The sequence below is a fragment of the Micromonospora sp. WMMD736 genome, from assembly GCF_049179015.1.
Classification (GTDB): Bacteria; Actinomycetota; Actinomycetes; order Mycobacteriales; family Micromonosporaceae; genus Micromonospora.
Genome location: NZ_JBMHMI010000001.1, coordinates 1,536,467 through 1,561,309 on the forward strand (window position 1 = coordinate 1,536,467; position 24,843 = coordinate 1,561,309).

Below are 24,843 nucleotides of genomic sequence, written 5' to 3' on the forward strand. Positions count from 1 at the left end.
CCGTCCTGGGCCGCCGGACTAGTCTCGCCGGCATGCGGGGACGTCTCAAGCGGTGGTACGGGGAACATCGGCGGCTCGTGCGTCGTACTCTCCTGGCTCTGGTGGTGGGTGCGATGGTCGTGGCCGGCGGCACCGTGGCCAGCGTGCGGTGGGTCCGCGACATCGCCGCCGGCCACCTCTACGACGAGGCCGACGTGCCGGCGGCGCCGGTCGCCCTGGTCCTCGGCACCAAGGTGGACGCGGACGGGGTGCCGTCGCCGGTCCTCGCGGCACGGTTGGAGATCGCGCGGCGGTTGTTCGACGCGGGCCGCGTCGGCGCGATCCTGGTGTCCGGGGACAACATGGACGCCGACTACAACGAGCCCGAGGCGATGTCGCGCTGGTTGGTCGACCGGGGCGTGCCGGCGCGCAAGGTGGTCCTCGACTACGCCGGGTTCGACACGTACGACTCGTGCGCGCGGGCCCGACAGATCTTCGGCGTCGAACGGGCGACGGTCGTCACCCAGTCGTTCCACCTGCCGCGGGCCGTGGCACTGTGCCGGCGGCTCGGAATCGACGCGCAGGGGGTGGGCGACGACAGCGCGAAGCGGTACTCCCGGACGTGGCGATTCGGGTCCCTACGCGAGAACGGCGCCTGCCTCAAGGCCGCGCTGGACGTGCTGTCCGGCCGGGCGCCCGCGCACCTCGGTCGCCGTGAGAGCGGGGTCGAGGACGCCCTGCGCGACGCCTGAGCACGGCCGGCGGGGCGAACGGGGTGTTCGCCCAAGATACCCTGAGAGTCAGGGCTCGGTCACCGTACGCCAACAGGGACGGTGGCGGCTCGATCATCCGACCACCACTGGTGGTGATATGAGATGCGAATGACGAGGCCACCAAGGATGGTGGTGGCGGTCGCGGTCGCCAGCGTCCTCTCCGTCGCGACCGTGCTGACGGGGCTGATCACCAACGAGGCGTCGGCGCAGCAACGGTGGCCCGGCTGGTTGGAGCTCATTCGTACCCACCCGTGGCATTCGCTTGGTCTGCTGGCATCGCTCCTGGTCGGCCTGACCGTCGTCCTCACCGTGCTGCCGGAGAGCGCGACGAAAGCCACCAGCTTTCCAGGGATGCCGGCGGACGCCGAGAGCGAGGTGGCGACGTATCCGCCGGGCGAGACCCACCCGGCCGGCCTGGCGGGGTCCGCGGAGATGGCACCGCCCGTGGATCGGCCAGCGGAGCAACGGGATCGGTTGACGCATCTCTCGACCGAACTGGTCAACCGGCTCGGCCGGAGAAGAACCGCGTACCCCCTTGATCTGAGCCTGGCGGAGCTGCACCGGATGGACCTGTTCGTGCCGGGCCGACTTGCCCGCTACCAGGAGCGGATCACGGGCGCGGGCGAGCAGGCGACGGCGGCGTTGGCGGCCCGCCTCCAGGCTCGCGAATCCGTCCTGCTCCTCGGCGAGCCGGGGTCGGGAAAGAGCCTCTCGCTGTACGGCGTAGCGCTCGCTCTGCAGCAGGTCGGAGTGCTGCCGGTCCCGCTTCGGGCGCTGGACGCGCCGGAGGTTCTCGCCGAGCTGCGCGGGGCGGGTTTCGACACGACCGCCGTGCCGGAGGTGGTGTTGCTGGTCGACGGCCTCGACGAGGCGAGCGACCTGGTCGACGACGAACCGCTCGCGACCGCGCTGCTGGACCTGTTCCGATGCGCCCCGGCCCTGGTCACCTCACGCATCAGGGAGTACGAGGAGTGGATCGTCTTCGAGACCACCTCGGTCACCTTCGACCAGGTCTTCGTGCTGAGGAACTGGTCGGTGGAGGTCGAGTTCGCCGACTATCTGGTCCGGTTGCAACGACGGAGACTGATCGCCGACCCGGGTCTCTACCGGACGGTGGTCACCTCGGAACGGTTGACCCGACTTGTGCAGCGTCCCCTCTATGCCAGGATGCTGACGCTGATCGGCCCTGACGCCGCGACGCACATCAACAGCGCAAGCACCCTGTACGGCGAGTACCTGAACCGATTGAGCCGCGCGACGGACCTCGCGGTGCGCGGCAGCCATCCCGGCTGGAGCGGCCACTCGTTGCCGGTCTGGCAGAGGGCGGCCTGGCTCGTCCACGCGCGTGAGTTGCCGGCCGACGCGATTCCGGTGGCCGAACTGCATGCCACTCTCACCCCGGGTCGCGCGCGTAGCGCCGAGATCAGAGTTCTCGACCAGGTGATCGACCGCCGTACGGTGCACGGCACCGAGGTCGGTGAGTTCCTGCACTACTCGTTCTACGAGTATCTGCTCGCCCGGGACATCCGTGACCATCTGCTCGCTGCGCTCTCCCCCGAGCAGGCAGTCCTGTTGCTGCGACGAGACCTGAGCAGGGAGGTACGGCATCATCTGATCGGCCAGCTTGCGGAGTTGGCCGACCACCGGCTCGGCGAGCGGCTGGCCGGACTGTACCGGCAGCTGCGTGACGAGGCGGGTCTCGACACCGCGGACCGGCTCACCGTGTGCAACCTGCTGGTCTACCTGATCTCGCGCACGAGCCCATCGGCTCCGGAGCACCTCGACGCGCTGCTGCACCGGGAGCGGGACGAATTTCTGTTGAGCTCGATCCTGTGGGCGTTGTGCCACCACCGGTCGGACACGGCACTGGCCCGCTTCTTCTCGATGTTGCAGTACGACTCGGCGTTCCGGGCGTGCAGCCGCGGCTACGTTCTCTACTACTACGGGGACGTCCGGGCCGGCCGGCCACCGTTCCTGGACCTACCGCCGTACCCGCCGCACGAGCGCACCACGGCCCGCGTCCTGGCGATTTTCGAGAGTACGACCTTCCAGGCAATTCCCGCACAACGTCGCTACGTCGACCTCTACACCTTCATGGACATCTATCTTGTACGCCATGAGGTCATCGATGGTCGCCGTCTGTCCACACTTCGATCAGCCGTCGATGCGCTGTCCGGGCAGGGCCTGACGCGCGAGATGAGTGAGAAGCTGTCCGACATGCTGCAGGCGATCTCTCGTCGACCCATAGCGGACGCGAGCTCGGCGTCGTTTGCGGAATGAGCAGGTTAAGCTACGCGACCACGGGAGAGGCCAGCTCGTGAAACTCTTTGTCTGGGATTTGCACGGCGTCCTCGAACGGGGCAACGATCGAGCTGTGGTCGACATCTCCAACGAGGTGCTGTCGACCTTCGGATACGCGCAGAGATTCGGGTACGAAGATGGCCGACGCCTGTACGGCCACAAGTGGTACGAGTACTTCGCCACCCTGCTGCCTGCGGAAAGCCACCGCCGGCACCTGGAACTGCAGGATGCCTGCTTCATCCTGTCCGAGGAGCGACCTGAGCTGCAGTATCGCTGGATGACTCCCACCCCGCACGTCGCCACGGTGCTGAGCGCCGTCGCCGCCAGCCACCAGCAGATCGTCATTTCGAACACCCGCCCCGGCACCCTCGACATGTTTCTGAAATTGCTGGACCTGACGGACCATTTCGTACCGGGGCGGGCCTTCGCCGTGGACCAGCATGTTCGAGACGTGAAGACCACCAAGAGGGACGTACTCGCCTGCTACCTCACCGGGCAGCCGAGCTTCGACGAGATCGTGATCATCGGAGACTCGGCGAGCGACATGCGGTTGGTTGAGGTCGCCGGCGGGACCACCTACCTCTTCGCCCATCCCGATTTTGCATTTCGCAACTGCAATGCTGACTTCCGAATCAGGGACCTGAGAAGGGTTCTCGACCGGATATAGACTGCGGCATTCGCACTCCTTAAACTGAGCGCAATCGATGCCTCACGGAGTGCGAGGTCACCCATGGCATCAGCAGGAGCAGATCAGCCATTCCCACTGGACCGGCCGCCACCGTTCTGCGATGCGGTGATCGTCGTTCCGCCACCGTCGCCGTCGGACACCAACCCTCCGCTGGGTCCGGCGATCCTCGCGACTGCCGCCGCCCGCAGCGGCTTCTGCGTACAGGTGCTGGATCTCAACATCCTCCTCCTGCGCCGCTTCACCAACCAGTCGGTTGGCCCTGGCAGCACCCTCGGTGACCACGGCAAGGACCGGTCGAGCGTGGCGGCCGCGGCGCGGTGGCTCTTCTCTGAGACAGGTCTGCGGGACACTCCTCCGCTACACCTGCCCGACACCGCGGACCCGGTGGCCGGCATGCACTACCCACTTGCCGCCATCACGGCCGCCGTCGCGGCTGCCACCACCGATCCGGAGCCATGGCGAGCCTGGCTCGAACAGCAACTCCGAGCCACCTGCGATCGCCCGCCGACAGTGGTGGGGGTGTCCGTGATGGGACCCTCCCAGGTCTTTGTCGGCCTCCTCGTGCTGCGAGTGGTCAAGGAGATCTGGCCGGGCACGACGACGATGCTCGGTGGCAGCCACGTGACCCTGCTGCGGGGTGAGATGCGCCGGGATGCGCGGCTCCGGGAGTCAGCCGACCTCGTGCTCACCGGTCACTGCGAAGACGAGTTCGTGGCGGCCCTGGCGCGGCTGAGCCCGCGCGGTATCCGGCGACCGATGCTGCCGGTGCACCTGCCGGCCGAGACTCCGTTCGAATACCTGCCCACGTTCCACGCGCGGCAGCTCGCCCACTACGACAGACGATCGCTGACGCTTCCGGTCCAGTTCACCCGAGGGTGCTCCTACGGACGGTGCACCTTCTGCACCTATCCGGTGGTCGAGCCGCTGACCACCCCGCTGAGGGCAGAGGCCGCGAGCCGGACGATCACCGCTCTGGTCCGCGCGCACGGCGTCAGTCGCTTCTCCCTGAAAGACTCGCTGTTCACCGCGCCGATGATGCGCGCCCTGGCCGAGGCGTTACGGCGCGAGCCGGTGGACGGCGTGCGGTGGAGCGCGACGACGAAGGCCAGCCGGGCGCTCATTCCGCTGGCCCCACTCCTGGCCGAGTCGGGGCTCGCCACGGTGGAGATCGGGGTGGAGACGATCAGCCGGGCCGGTCAACGGCTCTTCGACAAGCCCGCCGAGCCAGCCATGATCGAAGAGCTGACCCTGGCGTTGGCGGACGCGGGTATCACCGTGGTGCTGAACCTGATCTTCGGGTTCCCGGGCGAGCAGGAGCAGGAGGCGCAGACCCAGCTGGCCTGGTTTCTCAACCTGCAGGCGGCGGCGCCGGTCGACCGGGTGGACTGCTCGTTGAACATGCTGGAGATGGTGCGTGGCGCACCGATGGTCGCCAACCCGCCACCGGGAGTGGAACTGCGTGGGGTTGCTCCCTGGGCGTTCAGCTACGACTGGAACGCCCCCGCGTGGCGGCGTGCCTTCGCCGCCGGCCTGGAGCGCGTGGAACGCGCACGCGAATGGAGCAGCGAGTCCCAGGAGACTGCTTCTGGTTGAAGGGCACCGAGGTGACGTCCGCACGGCGGACAACGGTCCCGAGGAGCTACCGTACGGTCAGCGGGGTGGGCGGGCGCTGTCGCGGACGACGAGTTCGGTCGCGAGTTCGATGCGAGGGCTCTCGGTCTTCTCGCCCCCGGCGAGCCGCAGGACCGTCCGGGCGGCCAGCATGCCCATCTCCGCGAGCGGTTGACGGACGGTGGTCAACGGCGGCGAGCACCAGCGAACCTCAGGCAGGTCGTCGAAACCGATGACGCTGACGTCGTCGGGCACCCGCAGGCCACGTTTGCGGACGGCCTCGTAGACGCCCAGGGCCATCTGGTCACTGGAGGCGAAGATGGCGGTGGGTGGGTCGGGCAGGGCCAACAGCTGCGTACCCGAGGTGAAGCCCGACTCGTGGTAGAAGTTGCCGGGCCGGATGAGGGCGTCGTCGACGGCGATGCCGGCGGCCCCCAGCGCCGCGCGGTAACCGTCCATCCTGGCCCGGCTGCACATCAGGTGCGGCGGGCCGGCGATGAAGCCGATGCGGCGGTGACCGAGGCCGATCAGGTACTGGTTGGCGCTCAGGCTGCCCGCCCAGTTGGTCGCGCCGATGGTGGGTGACTCCTGCGGGTCCACGCCGGCGGGGTCGATGATGACCACGGGCAGGTGCAGCCGGCGCAGTTCCGCCTGAAGTGGCGGGTTCACCATCGAGGTCACGAAGATGACGCCCTCGGTGGATCGCGTCCGCATGTTGTCGAGCCACTGCTTGGCCGAGGAGATGCGCCAGTGGATGGCGGAGACGACGGTGCCGACGCCACTGGCGCGGGCGACGTCCTCCACCCCGCGGATGATCTCCACCGCCCACGGGCTGTCCAGGTCGTTGAAGACCAGGTCGATCAGCGCGGCCTCGGTGCGCCGGGCCTGGGTGCGCCGACGGTAGCCATGATGGTTGAGCAGGGCCTCGACGCGCTCCCGGGTCTCGGGAGCGACGTCGGTGCGACCGTTGATGACCCGCGAGACCGTGGGCACGGAGACACCGGCCAGTCGCGCGATCATCGCGATGGTGACGTTTCGGCCGTTGTCGGAGCCCACGGTCCGCTCCTTCGTGTGGCGGGGCGTTTCAGGTCGGTCGGTGATCTGGTGTGGTCACCCCTTGACGCTGCCGGTCAGGCCGCCGATCAGTTGACGTTCGGCCACGGCGTAGAAACCGAGCGCGGGAAGCATGGACAGGACGACGTAGGCGAGCACCCGGGCAGTGTCGTCGGCGTACTGCCCCTGGAACGCCTGGACCCCGACGGGGAGGGTCCACCAGCTCTGATCACTGAAGACGACAAGCGGGAGCATGAAGTTGTTCCAGCTCGTGACGACGGCCAGGACCGAGACGGTGGCCAACGCGGGACGGGCCATCGGCAGCAGGACCCGCCAGAAGAACCCGAAGGAGCTGCAGCCGTCCAGGACGGCGGCCTCCTCCACCTCGGCGGGGATGGTACGGAAGAACTGCCGCAGGATGATGATGGTGATCGGCAGCCCGAAGGCGGCCTGGGGCAGGATGACGCCGAGCGGGTTGTCCAGCAGACCGATGGAGCGCAGCAGGACGAACAGCGGCAGGATCGCCACCGCGAACGGGAACATCAGGCCGATCGCGAACAGGGTCACCAGGAACTCGCGGCCCCGGAAGGCGTACCGGGCGAAGACGAACGCGGCCATCGCCGCCGCGGCGACGACGATGAACGTACTGCTGACGGCGATGAGCAGGCTGTTGCCGAGCTGCCGCCAGAACACCCCGGAGGCGAACAGGTCGGTGTAGTTCGACGGCACCCAGGGGTCGGGCAGACCTAGCGGGTTGGTCGACAGCTGGCCGTTGTCCTTGAAGCCACCGATCACACCGAACCAGACCGGCACGACGATGAGCGCGCCGACGCCGATGCAGACGAGGTGCAGCACGATGCTGCGGGTCCGCTGGGCGCCGCTGGTCTTGGCGGTCATCGCTGGCCTCCCTGGTTGGTGATCGCGCCCGCGGTGTCCCGACGCAGGACGATGCGCTGGTAGAACAGGGCGAAGACGAGGCTCAGCAGGAACATGACCATGCTGATCGCGCTGGCGTAGCCGACCTCGAACCGGCGGAAACCGAACTGGTACATGGTGACGGCCATGGTCTCCGAGGAGTGGATCGGACCGCCGCCGGTGAGCACCCAGACCATGTCGAACAGTTGGATGGTGCCGATGACCGACAGGAAGATGCTGATCCGGATCGTCGGCCCGAGCAGCGGCAGGGTGACGTGGCGGAACGCCTGCCACGCGGTGGCGCCGTCGGTGACCGCGGCCTCGGACAGCTCCTTCGGGATGCCCTGTCGGGCGGCCAGGAAGAGCATCATGTAGAGGCCGAAGTACTTCCAGGACACCACCAGGAAGACGGCGTACAGCACCGTGGACGGGTCGGCGAAGACCGCTCCCGCCTCCGCTCCGAGGAACTTCGAGACCGACTCGCCCAGGCCCCGGTTGGGTGAGAACACCAGCGTGAACAGGACCGCCGTGGTGACCTCGGAAAGCACGTACGGAGCGAAGAAGATCAGCCGGTAGATGGCCCGGCCGCGCAGCGGCTGGTTGAGCAGCATCGCCAGGGCCAACGCGGCGGGCAGCTGCACGGTCAGCGACAGCAGCACCAGCACGAGGCCGCGCCACAGGTCGCCGCGGAAGGTCGGATCACCGAAGGCGCGGGTGTAGTTGTCCAGCCCGACGAAGTTCTCCGGAAGCCCGAAGCCGTTCCACTTGTAGAGACTGGCGTAGCCGGCCACCAGGATCGGCGTGATGACCAGCAGCAGGAACAGGGTCAGGGCGGGCGTCAAGAAGACGGCGAGGACGCCACCCCGCCCCGGCCGGGGCTGGCGGCCGCGTCGTCGCGCGGTGCCCGGCCCCGGTGCCGGCGGATCTGTCGCCGTGTCGCCGCGTCCTGGGTACGACACGGTCGATGGCCTGGTCATGCCTGCTCCACTCGGTTTCTATCGCCGGCTACGGATGGGTACGGGGTCACGCTCAGACGGTCTTCGCCACCTGCGTGATGTCCTTGAGGATCGCCGCGGGCGCCTTCTTGCCGGCGATGATCTCGGCGACGCTGTCGTTGATCTGCTGCCCGAGCGCGGGCGCGTACGCCTGGTCGAGGTAAAGCTGGAAGCCGGTGTTCTTGGCCAGGGTCTCCGCGACGACCTTGTTGTTCGGGTCGCTGATGGCGTCGGTGGCGTCCTTCACCGTGGGCAGGACCGCGCCGGTCTTCGCGGACCGCCGCTGGTTGTCCACACTGAGCAGGAACTTCAGGAAATCGATCGTGGCGGGCGGGGCGTCCTTGCCGACGGCGAAGCCGTTGCCGCCGCCGAACACCTCGGTGGCGCTGCCCTTACCGCCGTCGACGGCGGGGAACGGGAAGAAGCCGAGCTTGTCGCCGATGCCCTTCTTGCTGGTCGAGCTGGAGGCCTGCACCGCCGGCGCCCACTGACCCATCAGCTCCATGGCCGCACCACCGTTGCCCATCGTGGCGGCCTGCCCGTCCGGAGAGCCGTACTCGGCGCCGAGGAAGCCCTTCTGGAAGGGTTGCAGGTCGACGAGCTCCTTGAGCCGCTCACCCGCGGCCACGAGGTCCGGGGTGTCGAAGTTCTTGTCGTCGACGGCCTTCTGCAGCGCGCCGACGCCACCGATCCGCATCGCCAGGTACGACCAGTAGAAGTGGGCCGGCCACTTGTCCTTGCCGGCGATGGCGACCGGGGTGATGCCGGCGGTCTTGAGCTTGCGGACCGCGTCGAGCAGGGCGGCCCAGGTGGCGGGGGGCTCGGTGATGCCGGCGCGGGTGAAGAGGTCCTTGTTGTACCAGAAGCCGACCATGCCGATGTCGAACGGGATGCCGTAGATCTTCCCGTCGATCGTGTACGGCCCCATGGCGGCCGGCAGGATGCCGCCGACCAGGTCCTTCACGTCGTCGGTGAGGTCCTTGACCAGACCCGCGTCGACCTGCTGCTTGAGTACGCCGCCGCCCCAGGACTGGAAGAGGTCCGGCGGGTCGCCGGCCTGGGTGGCGGTGGTCAGCTTGGCCTTGAACGCCTCGTTCTCCAGCGGCTGGATGGTGAACGTGACGTTGCTGTGCGCGGTCTTGTACTCGTTGGCCATCGCGGCCCAGACCGGCAGCATCGGCTCGGTGTTCTGGATGTGCCACCAGTTGATCGTCTGCGCCGCGTTCGGGTCGCTGGACTTGTCGTCGCCGCTACAGGCGCTGAGCAGGTAGGCGCCGGCGCCGGCGCCGGCGATGCCGAGCAGCGATCGGCGGGAAAGGTGCGCTGTCATGATCCATCCCTTCGGGGACTCACGGTGTGCTCGGACGCCGGCCGAGCCGGCAAGGGTTCGAACCTGGATCTCCGGAACTTTCATTGCTTCGTCGGTATTACCGATCGATGGCCGGGACGCTACGAGCAGTTCCCCCAGCGGTCAAGACCCCTGTCCTATCGCGATAAGACCGGCTACCGTACGAGGGGCTTCCAGTGATCTGGTCCCCGCAAGTTTCCGGAAGTTTCACAGCCGCACCGCACAGAGGAGCCCTCGTGTCGACCGACACCGCTGACGTGGCGACCGCTGCCTGGTCGATCCGCAACCCCGTCCTCGCCGGGTTCCACCCGGATCCGTCGATCCTGCGCGTCGGCGATGACTTCTACCTGGCCACCTCGACCTTCGAGTGGTATCCCGGGGTGCGCGTGCACCACTCGCGCGACCTGGTGAACTGGCGCCCACTGGGTGGGATAATCACCGACCGCCGCCTGCTGGATCTGCGCGGCTGCGGCGACTCCAACGGCGTGTGGGCGCCCGACCTGACGTACCACGACGGGGAGTTCCACCTCGTCTACAGTGACGTGGCCAGCTTCGCCAGCGGCTACTGGGATCCGCAGAACTTCCTGATCACCGCGCCCGACATCGCCGGACCCTGGTCCGACCCGGTGAAGCTGCACGGGCGCGGCTTCGACGCCGCGCTGTTCCACGACGACGACGGCACCAGTTGGCTGCTGAGCATGAGCGCCGACTGGCGTCCGGGCCGGGACCGCTTCGGCGGTATCGAGATCCAGCAGTACGACCGGGCGGCGCGGCGGCTCGTCGGCCGGCCCCGCATCCTGTTCACCGGCACGCCGGTCGGGGTGACCGAGGGGCCGCACCTGTACCGCCGCGACGGCTGGTACTGGCTGATCACCGCCGAGGGCGGCACGAGCTGGGAGCACCAGGTCACCGTGGCGCGCTCGCGGGAGTTGTTCGGCCCGTACGAGGTGGACCCGGACGGGCCGCTGCTCACCTCGGTGGGCCGACCCGACCTGCGCCTGCAGAAGGCCGGGCACGGCAGCCTGGTCCAGACCCCCGACGGTGGGTGGTACCTGGCCCACCTGGTCGGCCGCCCCTACTCACCGCTGGGCAACTGCGTGCTCGGGCGGGAGACCGCGATCCAGCGGGTCGAGTGGCCGGACGGCGGTTGGCCCCGCATCCCCGGTGGGGTTCCGGCCGAGGAGGTCGTCGCTCCGGACCTGTCGCCGCACCCGTGGCCCGAGGAGCCCGCCACCGACGACTTCGACGCCGCCGAACTCGAATCCTGCTGGTCGACGCTGCGCCGGCCGGCCACCACGGACTGGGTCGACCTGCGCTCCCGGCCCTCGCACCTGCGCATCCACGGCGGACAGTCGCCGGTGGGTCGGCAGGCGCCGAGCCTGGTCGCGCGACGGGTCGGGGCGACGCACTGCTCGCTGGAGACGGTCGTCGAGTTCGACCCGCTCGACCACCGGCAGCTCGCCGGGATCACCGCGTACTACAACACCCTGAACTGGCACCACCTCTACCTGACCCGCGCCGACGACGGCCGCACGGTGTTGGAGCTGCTCAGCTCCGACAACGGCCGGCGCACCCCGTACCCCGAGCTGACCGTCGACGCCAGCGGTGTCGCCCGGGTCGGTCTGCGGGCGGTGTTCGACGGGCCGGTGGTCCGCTTCGACTACGACCTCGGGGCCGGGTGGCAGCGTCTGCCCGTCGACCTGGACGCGACCATCCTGTCCGACGAGCACGCCGCGCTGATCATCGACGGGGAGCCGGCGGCGTGGGGCTTCACCGGCGCCTTCGTCGGGTTGTGGGTGCAGGATCTCGGTGGTGACGGGGTGTACGCCGACTTCGACCACGCCACCTACCGGGAACACTGACCTGACGAACGCCTCACGGCCGTCGGGCGACCGCGCGCAACTCGCCGAGGGTGGTGCGGAAGCCGTGACCCGACGCCGTCGCGTCCTCGGTGCGCAGGCCGCTGACGGCCATGGCCTGCGAACGGGTGGCCGCGACGGCGTCGTCACCGGATCCGGTGACGTCGAAGATGCCGAAGTCGCCGCTGAGCGTCCGGTACGTCGGGGTCGCGGTCCCGGCGTCCCGGGACAGGTAGAGGACCACGTTCTGGCCCACGTCGAGGGTCGACATGTGGGCCATGTCGGCCACCCCGGCGTCGAGGCTGGCGAGCGCGATCGACGTTCCGGGGCGTACCGCCGGATTGGTCTTGGCCCGCAGCACCTCGTCGACCCGGAAGCCGGCGGACGCGACCTGGCCGCGTACCACCAGGTCCGCGGCCTCGGTGAGCTGCTGCACCGTGCCGTACCCGCGCAGCTTGCCCTGCGCCGGCGCGGGCGGCGCGCTCGCCGCCGACGCGACCGCGCCGCCGGTGGTGGGCGCGGCGGCCGGCTCGGCGCCGTCGGCGCTGCCGCAAGCCGACAGCGCCGCCACGGCGAGCACGGCGGTAGCGGCGGCCCACCAGGGCGCGGTACGACGGACATCGACTGCCATAAAAGCTCCTTGCGGGTCGGTGGTGCTGCTGACGCACCCTGTCGGTGCGCTTCCAGGCACCCTCGGGGCCCGCGCGCGGGCTGACGATAGCGACCGACGCACACGGCCGTGCGACGGCCGGATGAACAAATGATCTTCGTCTCCGACGTGTCGCGTCGCGAGGTCAGGTCGGCTCGCTTGCCACCCGGTCCAACTGACGGAGCGCCCGCCGGGTCGCGTCCTGGTCGGCGGGCAGCAGCGGCAGTCGCACCGCCGGGGTCGGGATGCGTCCCCGGGCGTGCAGCACCGATTTGATGACGGTCGGGTTGGGACCGGCGAACAGCGCGACCGACAGGCCCGCGAGCCGCTGACCGAGCGACCGCCCGCCCACGATGTCGCCCGCCTGCCAGTGGGTGACCAATCGGACGAACTCCGCCGCCGCCACCTGTGCCGAGGCCGCGATCGCACCGTGCGCGCCGAGGGCGAGCAGCGGCGAGAGGAGCGGATCGTCACCACCGAGTACGGCGAAACCGGGCGGGACGTCGGCGAGGAGGTCGATCGTGTCCGCGTCGAGCTGACCGGTGGCGTACTTGACGCCGACGACGCCGGGCACCTCGGCGAGCCGGCGGAGGTCGTCGGCGTGGAGTTGCTGCCCGGTCCGGTACGGGACGTGGTAGACGACCAGCGGCACCGGGCTGGCCTGGGCGAGGTGGGCGAAGTGGGCGAGCACTCCCGCCGGACCCGGACGCAGGAACGGGGGTACCAGACTCAGGGCCGCCGTCACCTCGGGTCGCTCCCCCAGCGCGCGTAACGCCGCGACACTGTTGGCGCCGACGAGCAGGCGCGCGCCACGTTCACGGCACACCGCGGCCAGGACGTCGAGGACGACGCTCTGCTCCTCGTCGCTGAGGGCGGCCGGCTCGCCCGTCGTACCCAACGCGACCACACCGGCCGCGCCGGCGTCCAGGGCGTCGGCGGCCAGCGTGGTCAACGCGTCGGTGGCGACGGCTCCGGAGCTGTCGAACGGGGTGATCAGGGGCACGTACAGGCCGGTCAGCGTCATGTCTTCACTCTCGGTCGATCAACCAGGAAGGTCCAGTTCCGATTGCTCACGCAATACGTAAGCTGAGCTGATGCTTGACGTCCGTCGCCTCGTTCTGCTGCGGGACCTGGCCCGGCTCGGCACCATCGCCGCGGTCGCCGAGGCACACGCCTACACGCCGTCCGCCGTCTCGCAGCAACTGGCCGCTCTGCAACGGGAGGCCGGCACCCGGCTGCTGGAGCGCACCGGTCGCCGGGTCACCCTCACGACGACGGCAACCGCACTCGTACGGCACACCGAGGTCGTCCTGGCCGCACTGGAAGCCGCCGACGCGACCCTCGCGGCCGCCCGGACCGGCCTGCGCGGGACCGTACGCATCGGCGCCTTCCCCAGCGCCGTCCGCACCCTGCTCCCGGCGGCGCTGGTCACCCTGGCCCGCGACCATCCGGCGCTCGACCTGATGATCACCGAACTGGATCCGGTCGACATGCCGGCCGCCCTGCGGAGCCGGCAGCTCGACGTCGCACTCCTGCACGACTACGACATCACACCGGTCCCGCCCGATCCGGCGCTGGACTCGATCGCACTGCTGGAGGAGACGGTCCACCTCGCCGTACCCCCCGGGGTCGTGTCGGACGGCGGCGGCGCCGATCCGGTCGGCGCGGCGCGCGACGCGCAGTGGATCGTCGGCACTCCCGGGACGCTCTGTCACTCGGTCGCCCTGCACGTCTGCCAGATGGCGGGCTTCGCGCCGGCGGTGCGGCACCACGTCGACGACTTCACCGCCACGCTCGCGCTGGTCGCCGCCGGCGAGGGCGTCGCCCTGGTCCCCCAACTCGCCATCACGCGGCCCGCCCCGGCGGTCCGACTCCTGCCGCTGGCCATCCGCCGCCGTACGCGGGTCGCCTACCGCAGGGGCGCGGGCGACCACCCCGCGGTGCTCGCGTGCGTCGCCGCGCTGCGCGGCGCCGCCACCACAATGCCCGGTTGAGCCCGATTGACAGATGATCGACATACTGCTATCTGTTAATACAGTTTCCTGATTCTCGTGGTGCCCCCCGCGCCCTCCCCCCAGGCCGGGCACCCGACCGGTCGGCGGCATGCCGCCCCTCTCCCCCCGAGGAACACCATGGTGCGTAAGAGAACAGCCGCCTACGCCGTGGGCACCCTGCTGATCGGCGTCGCGGCGGTCGGCTACGGCCTGCCGTCGGCCAGCGCCGCGACCGCCGGTCCGATCAAGGGCCTGGCCGGCAAGTGCGTCGACGTGGCCGGTGCCAGCTCGGCCAACGGCACAGCGGTGCAGCTCTACGACTGCAACGGCTCGGCGGCCCAGACGTGGACGGTGGGCAACAGCGACAGCTCCATCCGCGCGCTCGGCAAGTGCCTCGACGTCACCGCCGCATCGACCACCAACGGCGCCAAGATCCAGCTGTACGACTGCAACGGCACCGGCGCCCAGAAGTGGACCGCCGGCAGCGGCGGCGCCCTGGTCAACACCGCCTCGGGCAAGTGCCTCGACGTGACCGACCGCAGCACCGCCAACGGCGCCCGGCTCCAGATCTGGACCTGCGGCGGCACCACCAACCAGCAGTGGACCCTCCCCGGCGGCGGCACCCCCACCCCCACGCCCACCGCCAGCGGCTCCACCGGCGCCAACCTCGACGACCCGGCGAAGAAGGACGTCGCCATGCAACTCGTCTCGGCGGCCGAGAACTCCTCGCTCGACTGGCGCGCCCAGTTCTCCTACATCGAGGACATCGGCGACGGTCGCGGCTACACCGCCGGCATCATCGGCTTCTGCTCCGGCACCGGCGACATGCTCGAACTCGTCCAGGCGTACACGAACACCAAGCCCGGCAACGTACTGTCCGGCTACCTGCCGGCGCTGCGCGCCGTCAACGGCACCGCGTCACACTCGGGCCTCGACCCGAACTTCCCCCGCGACTGGCGCACCGCCGCCAACGATTCGGTGTTCCGAGCCGCGCAGGAGGCCGAGCGGGACCGGGTCTACTTCAACCCGTCGGTCCGCGACGGCAAGAACGACGGGGTACGGGCCCTCGGCCAGTTCGCCTACTACGACGCGGCGGTCATGCACGGGTACGAGGGCATGCGTCAGATCCGCAGCCGCGCCCTCACCCGGGCGAAGCCCCCGGCGCAGGGCGGCGACGAGCGGACCTGGCTCAACGCGTTCCTCGACGAGCGGGTCATCGAGATGAAGAAGGAGGAGGCCCACTCGGACACCTCCCGCGTCGACACGGCCCAGCGGGTGTTCCTCAACAACGGCAACTTCAACCTGAACACGCCGCTGACCTTCGCCGTCTACGGCGAGCAGTTCCGCATCGGCTGATCGCCAGGTGACGCCTCGCGCCGCCACCCACGCCTCGAAGGGGCACGGGTGGCGGCGCGATCACTGTCGGGTGCATTCCCACCCGCAGCGCCGGGGTTCCACCCACACCTCCAATCGATCATGATTACTGAAGTTGTCGTACACGTGTTCTAGTGTCGGGTCGTGGTCGAAGAGCTGGCGCAGGCGGACGAGGCGGTCTCCGCCTGCCTCGATGCCGCCGTCTGGAGCCTGGGCGAGCAGGACCTTGTCGCCGCGCTCGACGCCGCGCACCGCCTCGCGCAACGCCTCGTCGCGCTCCAACTGACGCTCGTACGCGAGTTGGACGGTCGCGGCACGGCTCGCGCCCAGGGCGCGTCCGGCACCACCGTGTGGCTCCGCGAACGCCTGCGCCTCACGATTCCCGCCGCCCGGCGGCTCGTCGACCTCGCCGCCGCCCTCGACGACGGCCGCAACGACGGGGCACGGCGGGCTCTGGCCGACGGTGTCATCACCGCCGAGCAGGCCCGCGTCATCACCGACACCGTGACCGCTGTGCACTCCGCCGCCGGTGCCGCGGTCGCCGACAAGGCCGCCGGCGTGCTCGTCGAGTGGGCCGGCCAGTTCGATCCGACCCTGCTGCGCAGGATGAGCACCCGCATCCTCGACCACGTCGCACCGGACGTCGCCGACGCGGCGGCGAAGGCCGCGCTGGACGCCGACGCCCGCCGAGCCGACCGCGACCGACACCTCACCGTGTCCGAGCAGACCGACGGGCGGCTGCGACTCGCCGGCACCCTCGACGCCGAAACCGCCGGCCTGCTCCGCGCCGCCATCGACCCGCTCAGCGGCCCCACCGGCCCGGACGACACCCGTACGCCGGGCCAACGCCGCCACGACGCCCTGGCCGACGTCTGCCGACTCGCCGTCCGCACCGGTGACCTGCCGGCGAGTGGTCGCGAGCATGCCCAGATCGTCGTCACCACCGACTACGACGCCCTGAGCCAGCAGCTCGATGCCGGCACGCTCGACACCGGCCTCGCCCTGACTCCGCAGACGGTGCGCCGGCTCGCCTGCGACGCCGCCATCCTCCCCGCCGTGCTCGGCGGCAACGGCCAGCCACTCGATGTCGGCCGGCAACGCCGCCTCGTCACCGGTCCCCTGCGGCGCGCCCTCGTGCTCCGCGACCGTGGCTGCGCCTTCCCGGGCTGCGACCGGCCGCCCCGCTGGTGCGACGCCCACCACATCCGCCACTGGGTCGACGGCGGCCCTACCAGCCTTGCCAACGCCGTCCTGCTCTGCGGCTACCACCACCGCCACGTACACAAGGGAGAGTGGACGGTCCGGCTCGGCAGCGACGGCGCACCGGTATTCGTTCCGCCGGCCTGGCTGGACCCCGACCAGATCCCCCGCCGTAACCACTACCACCGACGCTGCTGAAGCCTGTTCCGGGCAGGCGGCCGAGCCATGGCGGAGACGCGGCATGTCGCAGCCCGGCCGGACCAGGCCCACCGCGTGCGAACCAGTTCTTCTACGGCAGACCGTAGGGCGTGTCCTGCTGATCAGTCTGGGGGCTGGTGTGCGGTGCGGCGTGGCGGTGACCACGCCGCCGAGAGCGGCGTTCTCAGCGACGCCAGTGCTGGCGCGGCGCCAGTCCTTCGCGTCGCAGCCAGTGTTCCGTGTAGACGATCCGCTCCGCCACGACGACCACGAGGGTGTCCTCGGGCGGCTCGGAGAGCGATCGCCCCCGCTCGGCGTGCTCGTTCTCCCAGCGGAACGCCTCCCAGTGGTGCGCACGGTCCGGATGCCCCGGATCGAGCACCCGGGCAGTTCCGAACACCTGAGCCCCCCGGCTGCTGGCCAGCCCGACCAGCGGCGCGAAGATCCCGATGGACACTCGCGGATCGGCGGCGATGTTGCGCATCTTGGGCGAACGCGGCGCCGCCGTGAACAGCACCGTGAAGCCGAGCGGGTAGTACCGCACCGGAGTGGCCAGCGGTCCGTCCGGTCCCGTGGTCGCGAGCACGCACATGTTCTGCGACGACAGCAGGTTGAGGATGCGCTCTTCGAGCCGTTCACGGTCGAGCCGCCCGGCCGGCGTGGGCCCGGCCAGCCAGGGATTCGTCAACGGCACGCGGGAACCTTATCGCGGCTTGACCTGAAGCTCGGATGAGGTCCTAACCTCCGACATCGGAGGTAGGCATGAGTATGGAAGTTACCGCGTGGACGTCCCTGCGCCACGCGATGAACGCGCGGGACGAGCGACCGCTGTCCCGCGCCACCCTGAAGCGGATCGGGCGGTTCGCCCGTCCACACCGCGCGCTGATCGTCAGATTCCTGCTGTTGAGTGTGGTGACGGCCGTCCTCACGGTGGCGTCGCCGATTCTCGCCGGCCGGGTGGTCGACGCGATCGTGGACGGCGCCGACGGCGGCGTGGTCGTCCGGTTGGCCGTCCTGATCGCCGTGATCGCCCTCGCCGAGGCCGGCCTGGGCCTGGTGACGCGATATCTCTCCGCCAGCATCGGCGAAGGGCTGATCGTCCAACTGCGGACGGCCGTCTTCGACCACGTGCAACGTATGCCGGTGGCGTTCTTCACCAGGACCCGGACGGGTGCGCTGGTCAGCCGACTGAACAACGACGTGATCGGCGCACAGCGGGCCTTCAGCGACACACTGTCCAGCGTGGTCGGCAACGCCGTCACGCTGATGCTGACGTTGGCCGTCATGCTCAGTTTCTCGTGGCAGATCACGCTGTTGGCGCTCGTCCTGCTGCCGATCTTCGTGCTACCGGCCCGCCGGATGGGCGCCCGGCTCGCCCGCCTGCAGCGAGAGGCGGCCGAGCACAACGCGGCCATGAGCACACGTATGACCGAACGGTTCTCGGCGCCCGGCGCCACCCTGGTCAAGCTGTACGGGCGGCCGGCCGAGGAGTCCGCCGAGTTCGCGGCCCGGGCCCGGCGGGTACGGGACATCGGTGTCCGTACCGCGATGCTCCAGTGGGTCTTCATCACCGCGCTCACCGTCGTCGGTTCGCTGGCGCTGGCCCTGGTCTACGGGCTGGGTGGCCTGTACGCCCTGCGCGGCAGCCTCGACGCCGGGACGGTGGTCGCCCTCGCGCTGCTCCTGTCGCGCCTCTACGCGCCGCTGACGTCGCTGGCCAGTGCCCGGGTCGAGGTGATGAGCGCGCTGGTGAGCTTCGAGCGGGTCTTCGAGATCCTCGACCTCAGGCCGCTGATCCTCGACAAGCCCGACGCCCGACGCCTTCCCGACGGGCCGGTCGCGGTGGAGTTCGACGGGGTACGGTTCGGCTACCCCTCGGCCGACCGGGTGTCTCTGGCGTCCCTCGAGGACGTGGTGAAGCTCGACACGCGCGGCGGCGAGGACGTGCTGCACGGGGTGTCGTTCCGCGCCGAGGCGGGTCAGATGGTCGCCCTCGTGGGCTCCTCCGGGGCGGGGAAGTCGACGATCGCGCAGTTGGTTCCCCGCCTGTACGACGTCGACGACGGAACCGTGAAGCTCGGCGACGTCGACGTCCGCGACCTGTCCGCGGAGTCGATCCGAACGGCGCTGGGTGTGGTGACCCAGGACGGGCACCTCTTCCACGAGAGCATCCGCGCCAACCTGGCGTTCGCCCGGCCCGACGCCACCGAGGACGAGATGTGGGACGTCCTGCGGCGGGCCCGCCTCGACGACCTGATCCGTACGCTTCCCGACGGGCTCGACACCATCGTCGGCGAACGCGGGTACCGCCTGTCCGGCGGCGAGCGGCAACGGTTGACGATCGCGCGACTGTTGCTGGCCCGTCCGCGCGTGGTCATCCTCGACGAGGCCACCGCGCACCTCGACTCCACCTCGGAGGCGGCGGTCCAGGACGCCCTCGCCGAGGCCCTGACCGGCCGCACGAGTGTGGTCATCGCGCACCGGCTCTCCACCATCCGGGCGGCCGACCAGATCCTCGTGGTGGAGGCCGGCCGGATCGTCGAACGTGGGCGACACAGCGACCTGCTCGCGGCGGGCGGTCGCTACCACGAGCTGTACCGCACGCAGTTCGCCCAGGACCAACCGACGGTCCAGGAACAACGCGTGCCGATCTAGGGCGCAACCAGCTTCACGAACCGCGCCACGGCCCAGCAACGCCACGCCGCCCGCCCCGGTCGATCCCGGGGCGGGCGGCGAGCTGCGACGGTCAGTCGTCGTCGCCGTCGTCGTCGTCCGCGTCGTCGTCCTGGTCATCGGCGTCGTCGTCGGCGTCGACCGGTTCCTGCTCGGCCTTGACCACCGAGCCGTTCTCGCGGTCGACGTCCACCTCGTGCTCGGTGTCGCCGGCGACGATCTCGATGCTCCAGACCGGGCGGCCGTTCTCCTGCTCGGCCTCGACCTCCACGATCTGGCCGCCGCCAGCCCTGGCGAGCGCGATCTCGCCGGCTCGCTTCTCGTCGACAGCCGCGCCGGCCGCGGACGGGGCGTCACTGGGCGACGGGGCACCGCTCGTCGGCGTACCCGATGGAGTGCCGGTCGACGACGGACCGCCGGTCGCCGGCCCGGCGGTGGTGCCCTCGGCCGTCGGCGCGACGGTCGCGGCGGCGAGCGTCGTGTCGGTGCGCGAGTCCTTCGCGGCGGTGACGCCGAACGCGGCCCCGGCCACCGCCAGCACCGCCGCCCCGCCGGTCGCCGCCAGGAGCAGATTGGTCCGCTTCATCGTGGTGCCCACCTTTCCTCGTTGTCGACTCCGAGGATCGGTGGAACCGGGATAGCAGCGCGCTGTCCGAACGCTAAGGCCGGGTTAAGCCGGCGGTCAGAGCGCCATCCGCATGAAGACGTCGGCGCGGGCGTACGGCGACAGCGGGATCTCGTCCGCCCTGACGTGCTGGAAGCCGGCCGTCTCGTAGAGACGCACGGCGTTCGGGAGCTTGGTACTGCTGACGAGGAACAGGGTGGCCGCGCCGAGCTGGCGGGCGCGTTCGATCGCCGCCTCGATGAGCTGGCGGCCGAGGCCCCTGCCGCGCGCCGCCGGGGTCACCGCCATCTTCGACAACTCGAAGACGCCCGCCGAGCTGTGCATCACCGCGACACAGCCGACGATCTGCCCGCCGTCGCGGAGCACGAGCACGTCGCCGCCCGGTTCGACGATGGCGGCGAACGGGTCGCCGAGCGTCAGGCGGTCCGACTCCTCGATGGTGAAGAAGCGGGAGATCCACTCTTCGTTGAGCGTCCGGAAGGCCGCGGCCTCCTCGGCGGTGGTCATCGACGCGACGGTCAGCGTGCTCGGCTTCATGAGTCGATTCTCCGGTCGCCGCCATTCGAACGTCCAATATCTTGTTGGGACCGATTCATATCCTCGACGTATGGATCCCGAGTTGCGCCACCTGCGGTACTTCGTCGCGGTCGCGGAGGAGCTGCACTTCGGCCGGGCCGCGGCGCGGCTGCGGATGGCCCAGCCGCCGCTGTCGCAGCAGATCCGCCAACTCGAGGCGATGATCGGTACGCCGCTGTTCGTCCGCACCTCACGGTCGGTGGCGCTGACGCCCGCCGGCGAGGCGTATCTCGTCCGGTGCCGGCGGGTGCTGGCAGCCGTGTCCGACGACGTGCACGAGGCGAGCCAGATCGGGCGCGGCGAGCAGGGGCGCTTCGACATCGGCTTCGTCAGTTCGGCGATCCAGCTCGGGCTGGCCGGGCCGATCCGTCGTTTCCGTGAGCGCCACCCGGCCGTCCACCTACGCCTGCACGAGGCGTACACGGCGACCATCGTCGACCGGTTGTTGAACGGCGAGGTCGATCTCGGCGTGGTCCGCGACCCGGACGACCACGACGACCTGGTCGGCGTCACGTTCGCCACCGAGGCGTTCGTCGCCGTCCTGCCGGCCGACCACCCACACGCCCGAGACCGCGCGATCGACGCCGTGGTGCTGCGGGACGACCCGTTCGTCTACTTCCCACGGGTGGCCGGCGAGCGGGCCTACCAGCGCAACCTCCGACCGTGTCTGGACGCCGGCTACACACCGCGGATCGTCCAGGACGCCGGCAGCTGGACCACTCTGGCACACCTGGTCGCGGCCGGCCTCGGAGTGACGATCGCACCGGCGAGCATCACCGCCGTGGCGCCCCCTCCGGTGGCGGTGCTGCCGTTGACCGGCACCGAGGCCACCACCGAGATGCGGATCCTGCGTCGCCGGGACGACGACCGGGTCACCTCGACGAGCTTCGGAACGGCTAGCCACGCCGGTTGAGTTCCGCCTCCAGCCGCTGGACGAGGGTCTTGCGGTCCTTGCCGGCGTGCTCGTTGCGCAGGGCGGTCCGGAGCTGTCGCGTGTCCAGGCCACGGACGAGCTTGCTGGCCTCGGCCACCGACATCTCCGACATCCGACCGGCCGTCGTGGCGTCGCGTCGCGCCTTCTTGGCCGGGCCGGTGTTGGCGACGTACTGCCGGCCGGTCCGGGACGCCTCCCGCTTCTTGGTGTCGGTCGCGCGCTGCTGGCTCTCGGACATCTCGTCCCAGGCCTTCTTGGGCAGGTAGCGGCTCGTCGTGCCGTCCTTGCGGGCGCGCGTGTCGCCCTCCTTGGTCTGCCACTTCTCATTGCCCCAGCGCTGCAACGCCTTCTGCCGCTCGTCCTTTTCGCCCAGGAATCCGCCGCCGCGCCGCTTGTACTCCTGCGTCACCAGCTGCGACTTGCGTGCCGACCACTGACCGGGCTTTCCGCCCTTGTCGGACGCCTTGATCTCTTCCTTGATCTGCTCTCTGAGCTCGGGTTTCGTATACCGCGCCATGGTTGGCAGCTACCCGGCAGCGCAGCGGCTATGCCTCGCGCTGCCGCGGCGGGCCGAGCCGCAGCACCACCTGCGCCCCACCTTCCGGGCCGGAGCGCAGCTCCAGCCGACCGCCACCGGCCTGGGCGGCGCGGCGGGCGATGTCCAGCCCGAGCCCGGTGGAGCCGGCCGCGCTGGCACCCCGCTGGACGGCGCCCGGCGGCATCCCCGGGCCCTCGTCGGCGACGGTGAGCAGCACCTCCCCGGCGTCGGACACGAGCCGGACGGTGAACGGCGTGCCGTCGGGGGTGTGCGCGAAGACGTTGCCGAGCAGGGCGTCCACGGCAGCGGTCAGGTCGTCGGCGGCGACTGCGACGGTCAGCGGGCCGGGGGCCAGGTCGAGGTGGACGGCCCGGCCGGTGTCCTCGGCGAGCACCGACCAGAACGCGACCCGGTCGGCGACGATCGCCGCGGCGTCGGACGCGACCGTGCCCGGCGCGGGGGCGTGCCGCCAGCGGGCCTGCTGGATGAGCCCGGTGACCGCGCGTTCGAGCCCGTCGGCGGCGGCCGCGATCCGGGCCGCGTCGTCCGGGTCGCGCAGTGATTCCGCCTCCAACCGCAGCGCCGTCAGGGGTGTCCGCAGCCGGTGGGACAGGTCCGCCACCTGTTCGCGCTCCTGGAGCAGGAGGACCTGGATGCGGCCGGCGAGGTGGTTGAGCGCCCCGGCGACCTCGCGCAACTCGGCCGGGCCGGCGGGCACGACCCGGGCGTCCAGTTCGGCGTTCGCCAGGCGGTGCGACACGGCGGACAGGTCGCTGATCGGCCGTACCAACGTGCGCGCCAGCCGGTCCGCGACCACCAGCCCGATCAGCACCAGCACCACGCCGAGCAGCGCCAGCACCAGCCAGGCCCGGGTCACCCCGGCGGTCAGCTCCTGCCGGGGTACCACGATCCGGATGACGCCGGTGCCGTCCGCCCGGCCCTGCACGGCGATGACCACCTCCCGGCCGGCAGCCGACTCCCCGGTGAGGCTCTGCCCGCGTGCGGCCAGGGCCACCGCCGGCGTACGGGGCGCCTGGGCACCGAGCACCGTGCCGTCGGGCAGGAAGACGCTCACCGGTCGGCCGGACTCCGCGGCGAGCTGCTCGACGGTGAGCCGGATGGTGGGCGCATCGGCGGTGCCCACCACCGGCACGAGGCTCTGCGCGTCGGCGGTGGCCCGCACGGTCGCGCGGTCCTGGGCGACGGTGCGCACGAGCAGGGCCAGCGGCACCAGGAACGCGATCAGCGTGAGGACGCTGACCGCCGCGACCAGCAGCGCCAGACGCGCCCTCACGGGCGGACCGCGGGCGCTTCGAGGCGTACGCCGACGCCGCGCACGGTGTGCAGGTAGCGGGGTTGCTGGGCGGTCTCCCCCAGCTTGCGACGCAGCCAGGACAGGTGCACGTCGACGGTCTTGTCGGCCCCGCCGTACGGGATCTGCCAGACCTCGGTGAGCAGCTCGCGTTTGGTGACCACCTGCCCGGGCCGACCGGCCAGGTGGTGCAGCAGGTCGAACTCGCGCGGCGTCAGCTCCACCAGCGTGCCGTCCAGGGTGACCTGGCGGGACCGGGGATCGACGCGCAGGCCGCCCACCACGAGGGACGGATCCTGGGCGTCGACGCCGGCGGGACCCCGGCGCAGCACCGCGCGGGCACGCGCGTCGAGCTGCGCGGCGGTGAACGGCTTGACCACGTAGTCGTCGGCGCCCGCGTCGAGGACCCGGACGATCTCCGCCTCGTCGTCGCGGGCGGTCGCCACGATGACCGGCACGGAGCTGACCGCGCGCAGCATCCGCAGCAGCTCGCGTCCGTCCAGGTCGGGCAGGCCCAGGTCGAGCACCACCAGGTCGGGCCGGTCGTCGAGGGCGTCCCGCAGGCCCGCCATCGCGGTCGAGGCCGCGGCGACCGCGTGGCCGCGTTCCCGCAGCCCGCGCAGCAGCGGGGTACGGATGGTCAGGTCGTCCTCGATGAGCAGCAGGCGGGCCACAGCAGGCAGGCTAGCCGGTGCCGATGCCGGCGTGACGCACGTTAACCGTGCCTTAGCCTCCGGATATGCCGACGACCACCGTGGATCGGGGATAGTCGGTGTCATGAGCCGTCGTTCGGTCCTCGTGGCCGCCGGGTGGGTGACCACCGTCGCCGTGGCGACCCTGATCGGGTTGGGCGCGATCCGGCTGGTGGGCGAGAGCATCACCGGCACGCCGGGCGGGGTGCGCAGCGAGGCCGAGATCGAACGGGCGCTCGCCGCACCGGAGCCGACGCCCGGTGGCACCACGGGCGGGCCGTCCACGGCGAGCGCCGCACCGAGCGCCAGCGCCGGGGTCCGCCGCAGTTTCGCCACCGGCGGCGGCACCGCCGTGGCCGAGTGCGGCCCCGACGGGGTACGCCTCGTGTCGTGGGCGCCCGCGCAGGGCTACCGGGTGCACGAGGTGGACCGGGGCCCGGACGACGACGTCGAGGTCACCTTCGAGGGTTCGGGCGGTAAGCACGAGTTGAAGGTCCGCTGCATCGGCACCGAACCGGTGGCCGTCGCCGACGACTAACCGTTCGTGCTGCTGCGG

Annotated in this window: 23 protein-coding genes; 11 read left to right on the forward strand and 12 right to left on the reverse strand. The window is 70.6% G+C overall.

What is annotated here, in order from left to right; genetic code table 11:
• The first annotated feature begins 32 nt into the window (after positions 1-32).
• The 4 genes from ACN269_RS06735 to ACN269_RS06750 all read left to right on the forward strand — a co-directional run bounded on the left by ACN269_RS06735 (position 33) and on the right by ACN269_RS06750 (position 5,334).
• Positions 33-731 (forward strand): SanA/YdcF family protein, encoded by a 699-nt coding sequence (locus ACN269_RS06735; protein ID WP_421471586.1) that lies wholly within the window; start codon positions 33-35, stop codon positions 729-731.
• A 129-nt stretch (positions 732-860) separates the two neighbouring features.
• Positions 861-3,032, forward strand: coding sequence for a hypothetical protein (locus tag ACN269_RS06740; RefSeq protein ID WP_421471587.1), 2,172 nt, complete (start codon positions 861-863; stop codon positions 3,030-3,032).
• Positions 3,033-3,069: 37 nt separating this feature from the next.
• Positions 3,070-3,720 (forward strand): HAD family hydrolase, encoded by a 651-nt coding sequence (locus tag ACN269_RS06745; protein WP_421471588.1) that lies wholly within the window; start codon positions 3,070-3,072, stop codon positions 3,718-3,720.
• Positions 3,721-3,846: 126 nt separating this feature from the next.
• Entirely contained in the window at positions 3,847-5,334 is a 1,488-nt protein-coding gene (locus tag ACN269_RS06750) for a B12-binding domain-containing radical SAM protein (protein ID WP_421471589.1), read from the forward strand.
• A 57-nt stretch (positions 5,335-5,391) separates the two neighbouring features.
• Here ACN269_RS06750 and ACN269_RS06755 read toward each other — a convergent pair whose 3' ends face one another.
• From ACN269_RS06755 to ACN269_RS06770, 4 genes are all read right to left on the reverse strand, one after another.
• Complete coding sequence (locus ACN269_RS06755) at positions 5,392-6,372, reverse strand: LacI family DNA-binding transcriptional regulator (protein WP_396805385.1); 981 nt, start codon at positions 6,370-6,372, stop codon at positions 5,392-5,394.
• 90 nt (positions 6,373-6,462) lie between these two features.
• Complete coding sequence (locus ACN269_RS06760; protein WP_355240067.1) at positions 6,463-7,302, reverse strand: carbohydrate ABC transporter permease; 840 nt, start codon at positions 7,300-7,302, stop codon at positions 6,463-6,465.
• Positions 7,299-8,297 (reverse strand): carbohydrate ABC transporter permease, encoded by a 999-nt coding sequence (locus ACN269_RS06765; RefSeq protein WP_421471590.1) that lies wholly within the window; start codon positions 8,295-8,297, stop codon positions 7,299-7,301. Before ACN269_RS06765 ends, ACN269_RS06760 begins: the two co-directional genes overlap by 4 nt.
• Positions 8,298-8,349: 52 nt before the next feature.
• Positions 8,350-9,645, reverse strand: coding sequence for an extracellular solute-binding protein (locus ACN269_RS06770; RefSeq protein WP_421471591.1), 1,296 nt, complete (start codon positions 9,643-9,645; stop codon positions 8,350-8,352).
• Between the two features lie 254 nt (positions 9,646-9,899).
• Between ACN269_RS06770 and ACN269_RS06775 the strand changes: the two genes are divergently transcribed.
• Positions 9,900-11,525: a glycoside hydrolase family 43 protein gene (locus ACN269_RS06775; protein ID WP_421471592.1), complete on the forward strand. Its 1,626-nt coding sequence runs from the start codon at positions 9,900-9,902 to the stop codon at positions 11,523-11,525.
• A 13-nt stretch (positions 11,526-11,538) separates the two neighbouring features.
• On the opposite strand, the gene ACN269_RS06780 is transcribed toward ACN269_RS06775, so the two are convergent.
• Together ACN269_RS06780 and ACN269_RS06785 are read right to left on the reverse strand one after the other, a co-directional pair.
• Positions 11,539-12,153 (reverse strand): hypothetical protein, encoded by a 615-nt coding sequence (locus ACN269_RS06780; RefSeq protein ID WP_421471593.1) that lies wholly within the window; start codon positions 12,151-12,153, stop codon positions 11,539-11,541.
• Between the two features lie 163 nt (positions 12,154-12,316).
• Positions 12,317-13,195: a dihydrodipicolinate synthase family protein gene (locus tag ACN269_RS06785; RefSeq protein ID WP_421471594.1), complete on the reverse strand. Its 879-nt coding sequence runs from the start codon at positions 13,193-13,195 to the stop codon at positions 12,317-12,319.
• Positions 13,196-13,265: 70 nt separating this feature from the next.
• Here ACN269_RS06785 and ACN269_RS06790 point away from each other — a divergent pair, with 70 nt between their 5' ends.
• The 3 genes from ACN269_RS06790 to ACN269_RS06800 all read left to right on the forward strand — a co-directional run bounded on the left by ACN269_RS06790 (position 13,266) and on the right by ACN269_RS06800 (position 16,937).
• Positions 13,266-14,165, forward strand: a complete 900-nt coding sequence (locus tag ACN269_RS06790; RefSeq protein WP_421471595.1) for a LysR family transcriptional regulator — start codon at positions 13,266-13,268, stop codon at positions 14,163-14,165.
• 138 nt (positions 14,166-14,303) lie between these two features.
• A complete protein-coding gene (locus ACN269_RS06795) occupies positions 14,304-15,521 on the forward strand; it encodes a chitosanase (protein WP_421471596.1) in 1,218 nt (405 codons plus the stop codon).
• 162 nt (positions 15,522-15,683) lie between these two features.
• Entirely contained in the window at positions 15,684-16,937 is a 1,254-nt protein-coding gene (locus ACN269_RS06800; RefSeq protein WP_421471597.1) for a DUF222 domain-containing protein, read from the forward strand.
• A gap of 184 nt (positions 16,938-17,121) precedes the next feature.
• On the opposite strand, the gene ACN269_RS06805 is transcribed toward ACN269_RS06800, so the two are convergent.
• Entirely contained in the window at positions 17,122-17,631 is a 510-nt protein-coding gene (locus ACN269_RS06805) for a pyridoxamine 5'-phosphate oxidase family protein (RefSeq protein WP_421471598.1), read from the reverse strand.
• Positions 17,632-17,699: 68 nt separating this feature from the next.
• Between ACN269_RS06805 and ACN269_RS06810 the strand changes: the two genes are divergently transcribed.
• Entirely contained in the window at positions 17,700-19,592 is a 1,893-nt protein-coding gene (locus tag ACN269_RS06810) for an ABC transporter ATP-binding protein (protein ID WP_421471599.1), read from the forward strand.
• 91 nt (positions 19,593-19,683) lie between these two features.
• On the opposite strand, the gene ACN269_RS06815 is transcribed toward ACN269_RS06810, so the two are convergent.
• Together ACN269_RS06815 and ACN269_RS06820 are read right to left on the reverse strand one after the other, a co-directional pair.
• Positions 19,684-20,196: a PepSY domain-containing protein gene (locus tag ACN269_RS06815; RefSeq protein WP_421471600.1), complete on the reverse strand. Its 513-nt coding sequence runs from the start codon at positions 20,194-20,196 to the stop codon at positions 19,684-19,686.
• A gap of 96 nt (positions 20,197-20,292) precedes the next feature.
• Positions 20,293-20,772, reverse strand: a complete 480-nt coding sequence (locus tag ACN269_RS06820; protein WP_421471601.1) for a GNAT family N-acetyltransferase — start codon at positions 20,770-20,772, stop codon at positions 20,293-20,295.
• Between the two features lie 70 nt (positions 20,773-20,842).
• Between ACN269_RS06820 and ACN269_RS06825 the strand changes: the two genes are divergently transcribed.
• Positions 20,843-21,724, forward strand: a complete 882-nt coding sequence (locus tag ACN269_RS06825; protein WP_421471602.1) for a LysR substrate-binding domain-containing protein — start codon at positions 20,843-20,845, stop codon at positions 21,722-21,724.
• Here the strand turns inward: ACN269_RS06825 and ACN269_RS06830 are convergent.
• The 3 genes from ACN269_RS06830 to ACN269_RS06840 are packed head-to-tail and all read right to left on the reverse strand — an operon-like array spanning position 21,708 to position 24,269.
• Positions 21,708-22,262, reverse strand: a complete 555-nt coding sequence (locus tag ACN269_RS06830; protein ID WP_421471603.1) for a DUF5872 domain-containing protein — start codon at positions 22,260-22,262, stop codon at positions 21,708-21,710. The two genes, ACN269_RS06825 and ACN269_RS06830, sit on opposite strands and share 17 nt — an antisense overlap.
• 28 nt (positions 22,263-22,290) lie before the next feature.
• On the reverse strand, positions 22,291-23,577 hold the full coding sequence (locus ACN269_RS06835) for an ATP-binding protein (RefSeq protein WP_421471604.1): 1,287 nt from the start codon (positions 23,575-23,577) through the stop codon (positions 22,291-22,293).
• Positions 23,574-24,269 carry a response regulator transcription factor gene (locus ACN269_RS06840; RefSeq protein WP_421471605.1) on the reverse strand — a complete coding sequence of 232 codons (696 nt, stop codon included), beginning with the start codon at positions 24,267-24,269 and terminating at the stop codon, positions 23,574-23,576. The genes ACN269_RS06835 and ACN269_RS06840 overlap by 4 nt, the downstream gene beginning before the upstream one ends.
• 103 nt (positions 24,270-24,372) lie before the next feature.
• Between ACN269_RS06840 and ACN269_RS06845 the strand changes: the two genes are divergently transcribed.
• Positions 24,373-24,825: a septum formation initiator gene (locus ACN269_RS06845; RefSeq protein ID WP_421471606.1), complete on the forward strand. Its 453-nt coding sequence runs from the start codon at positions 24,373-24,375 to the stop codon at positions 24,823-24,825.
• Positions 24,826-24,843: the final 18 nt, after the last annotated feature.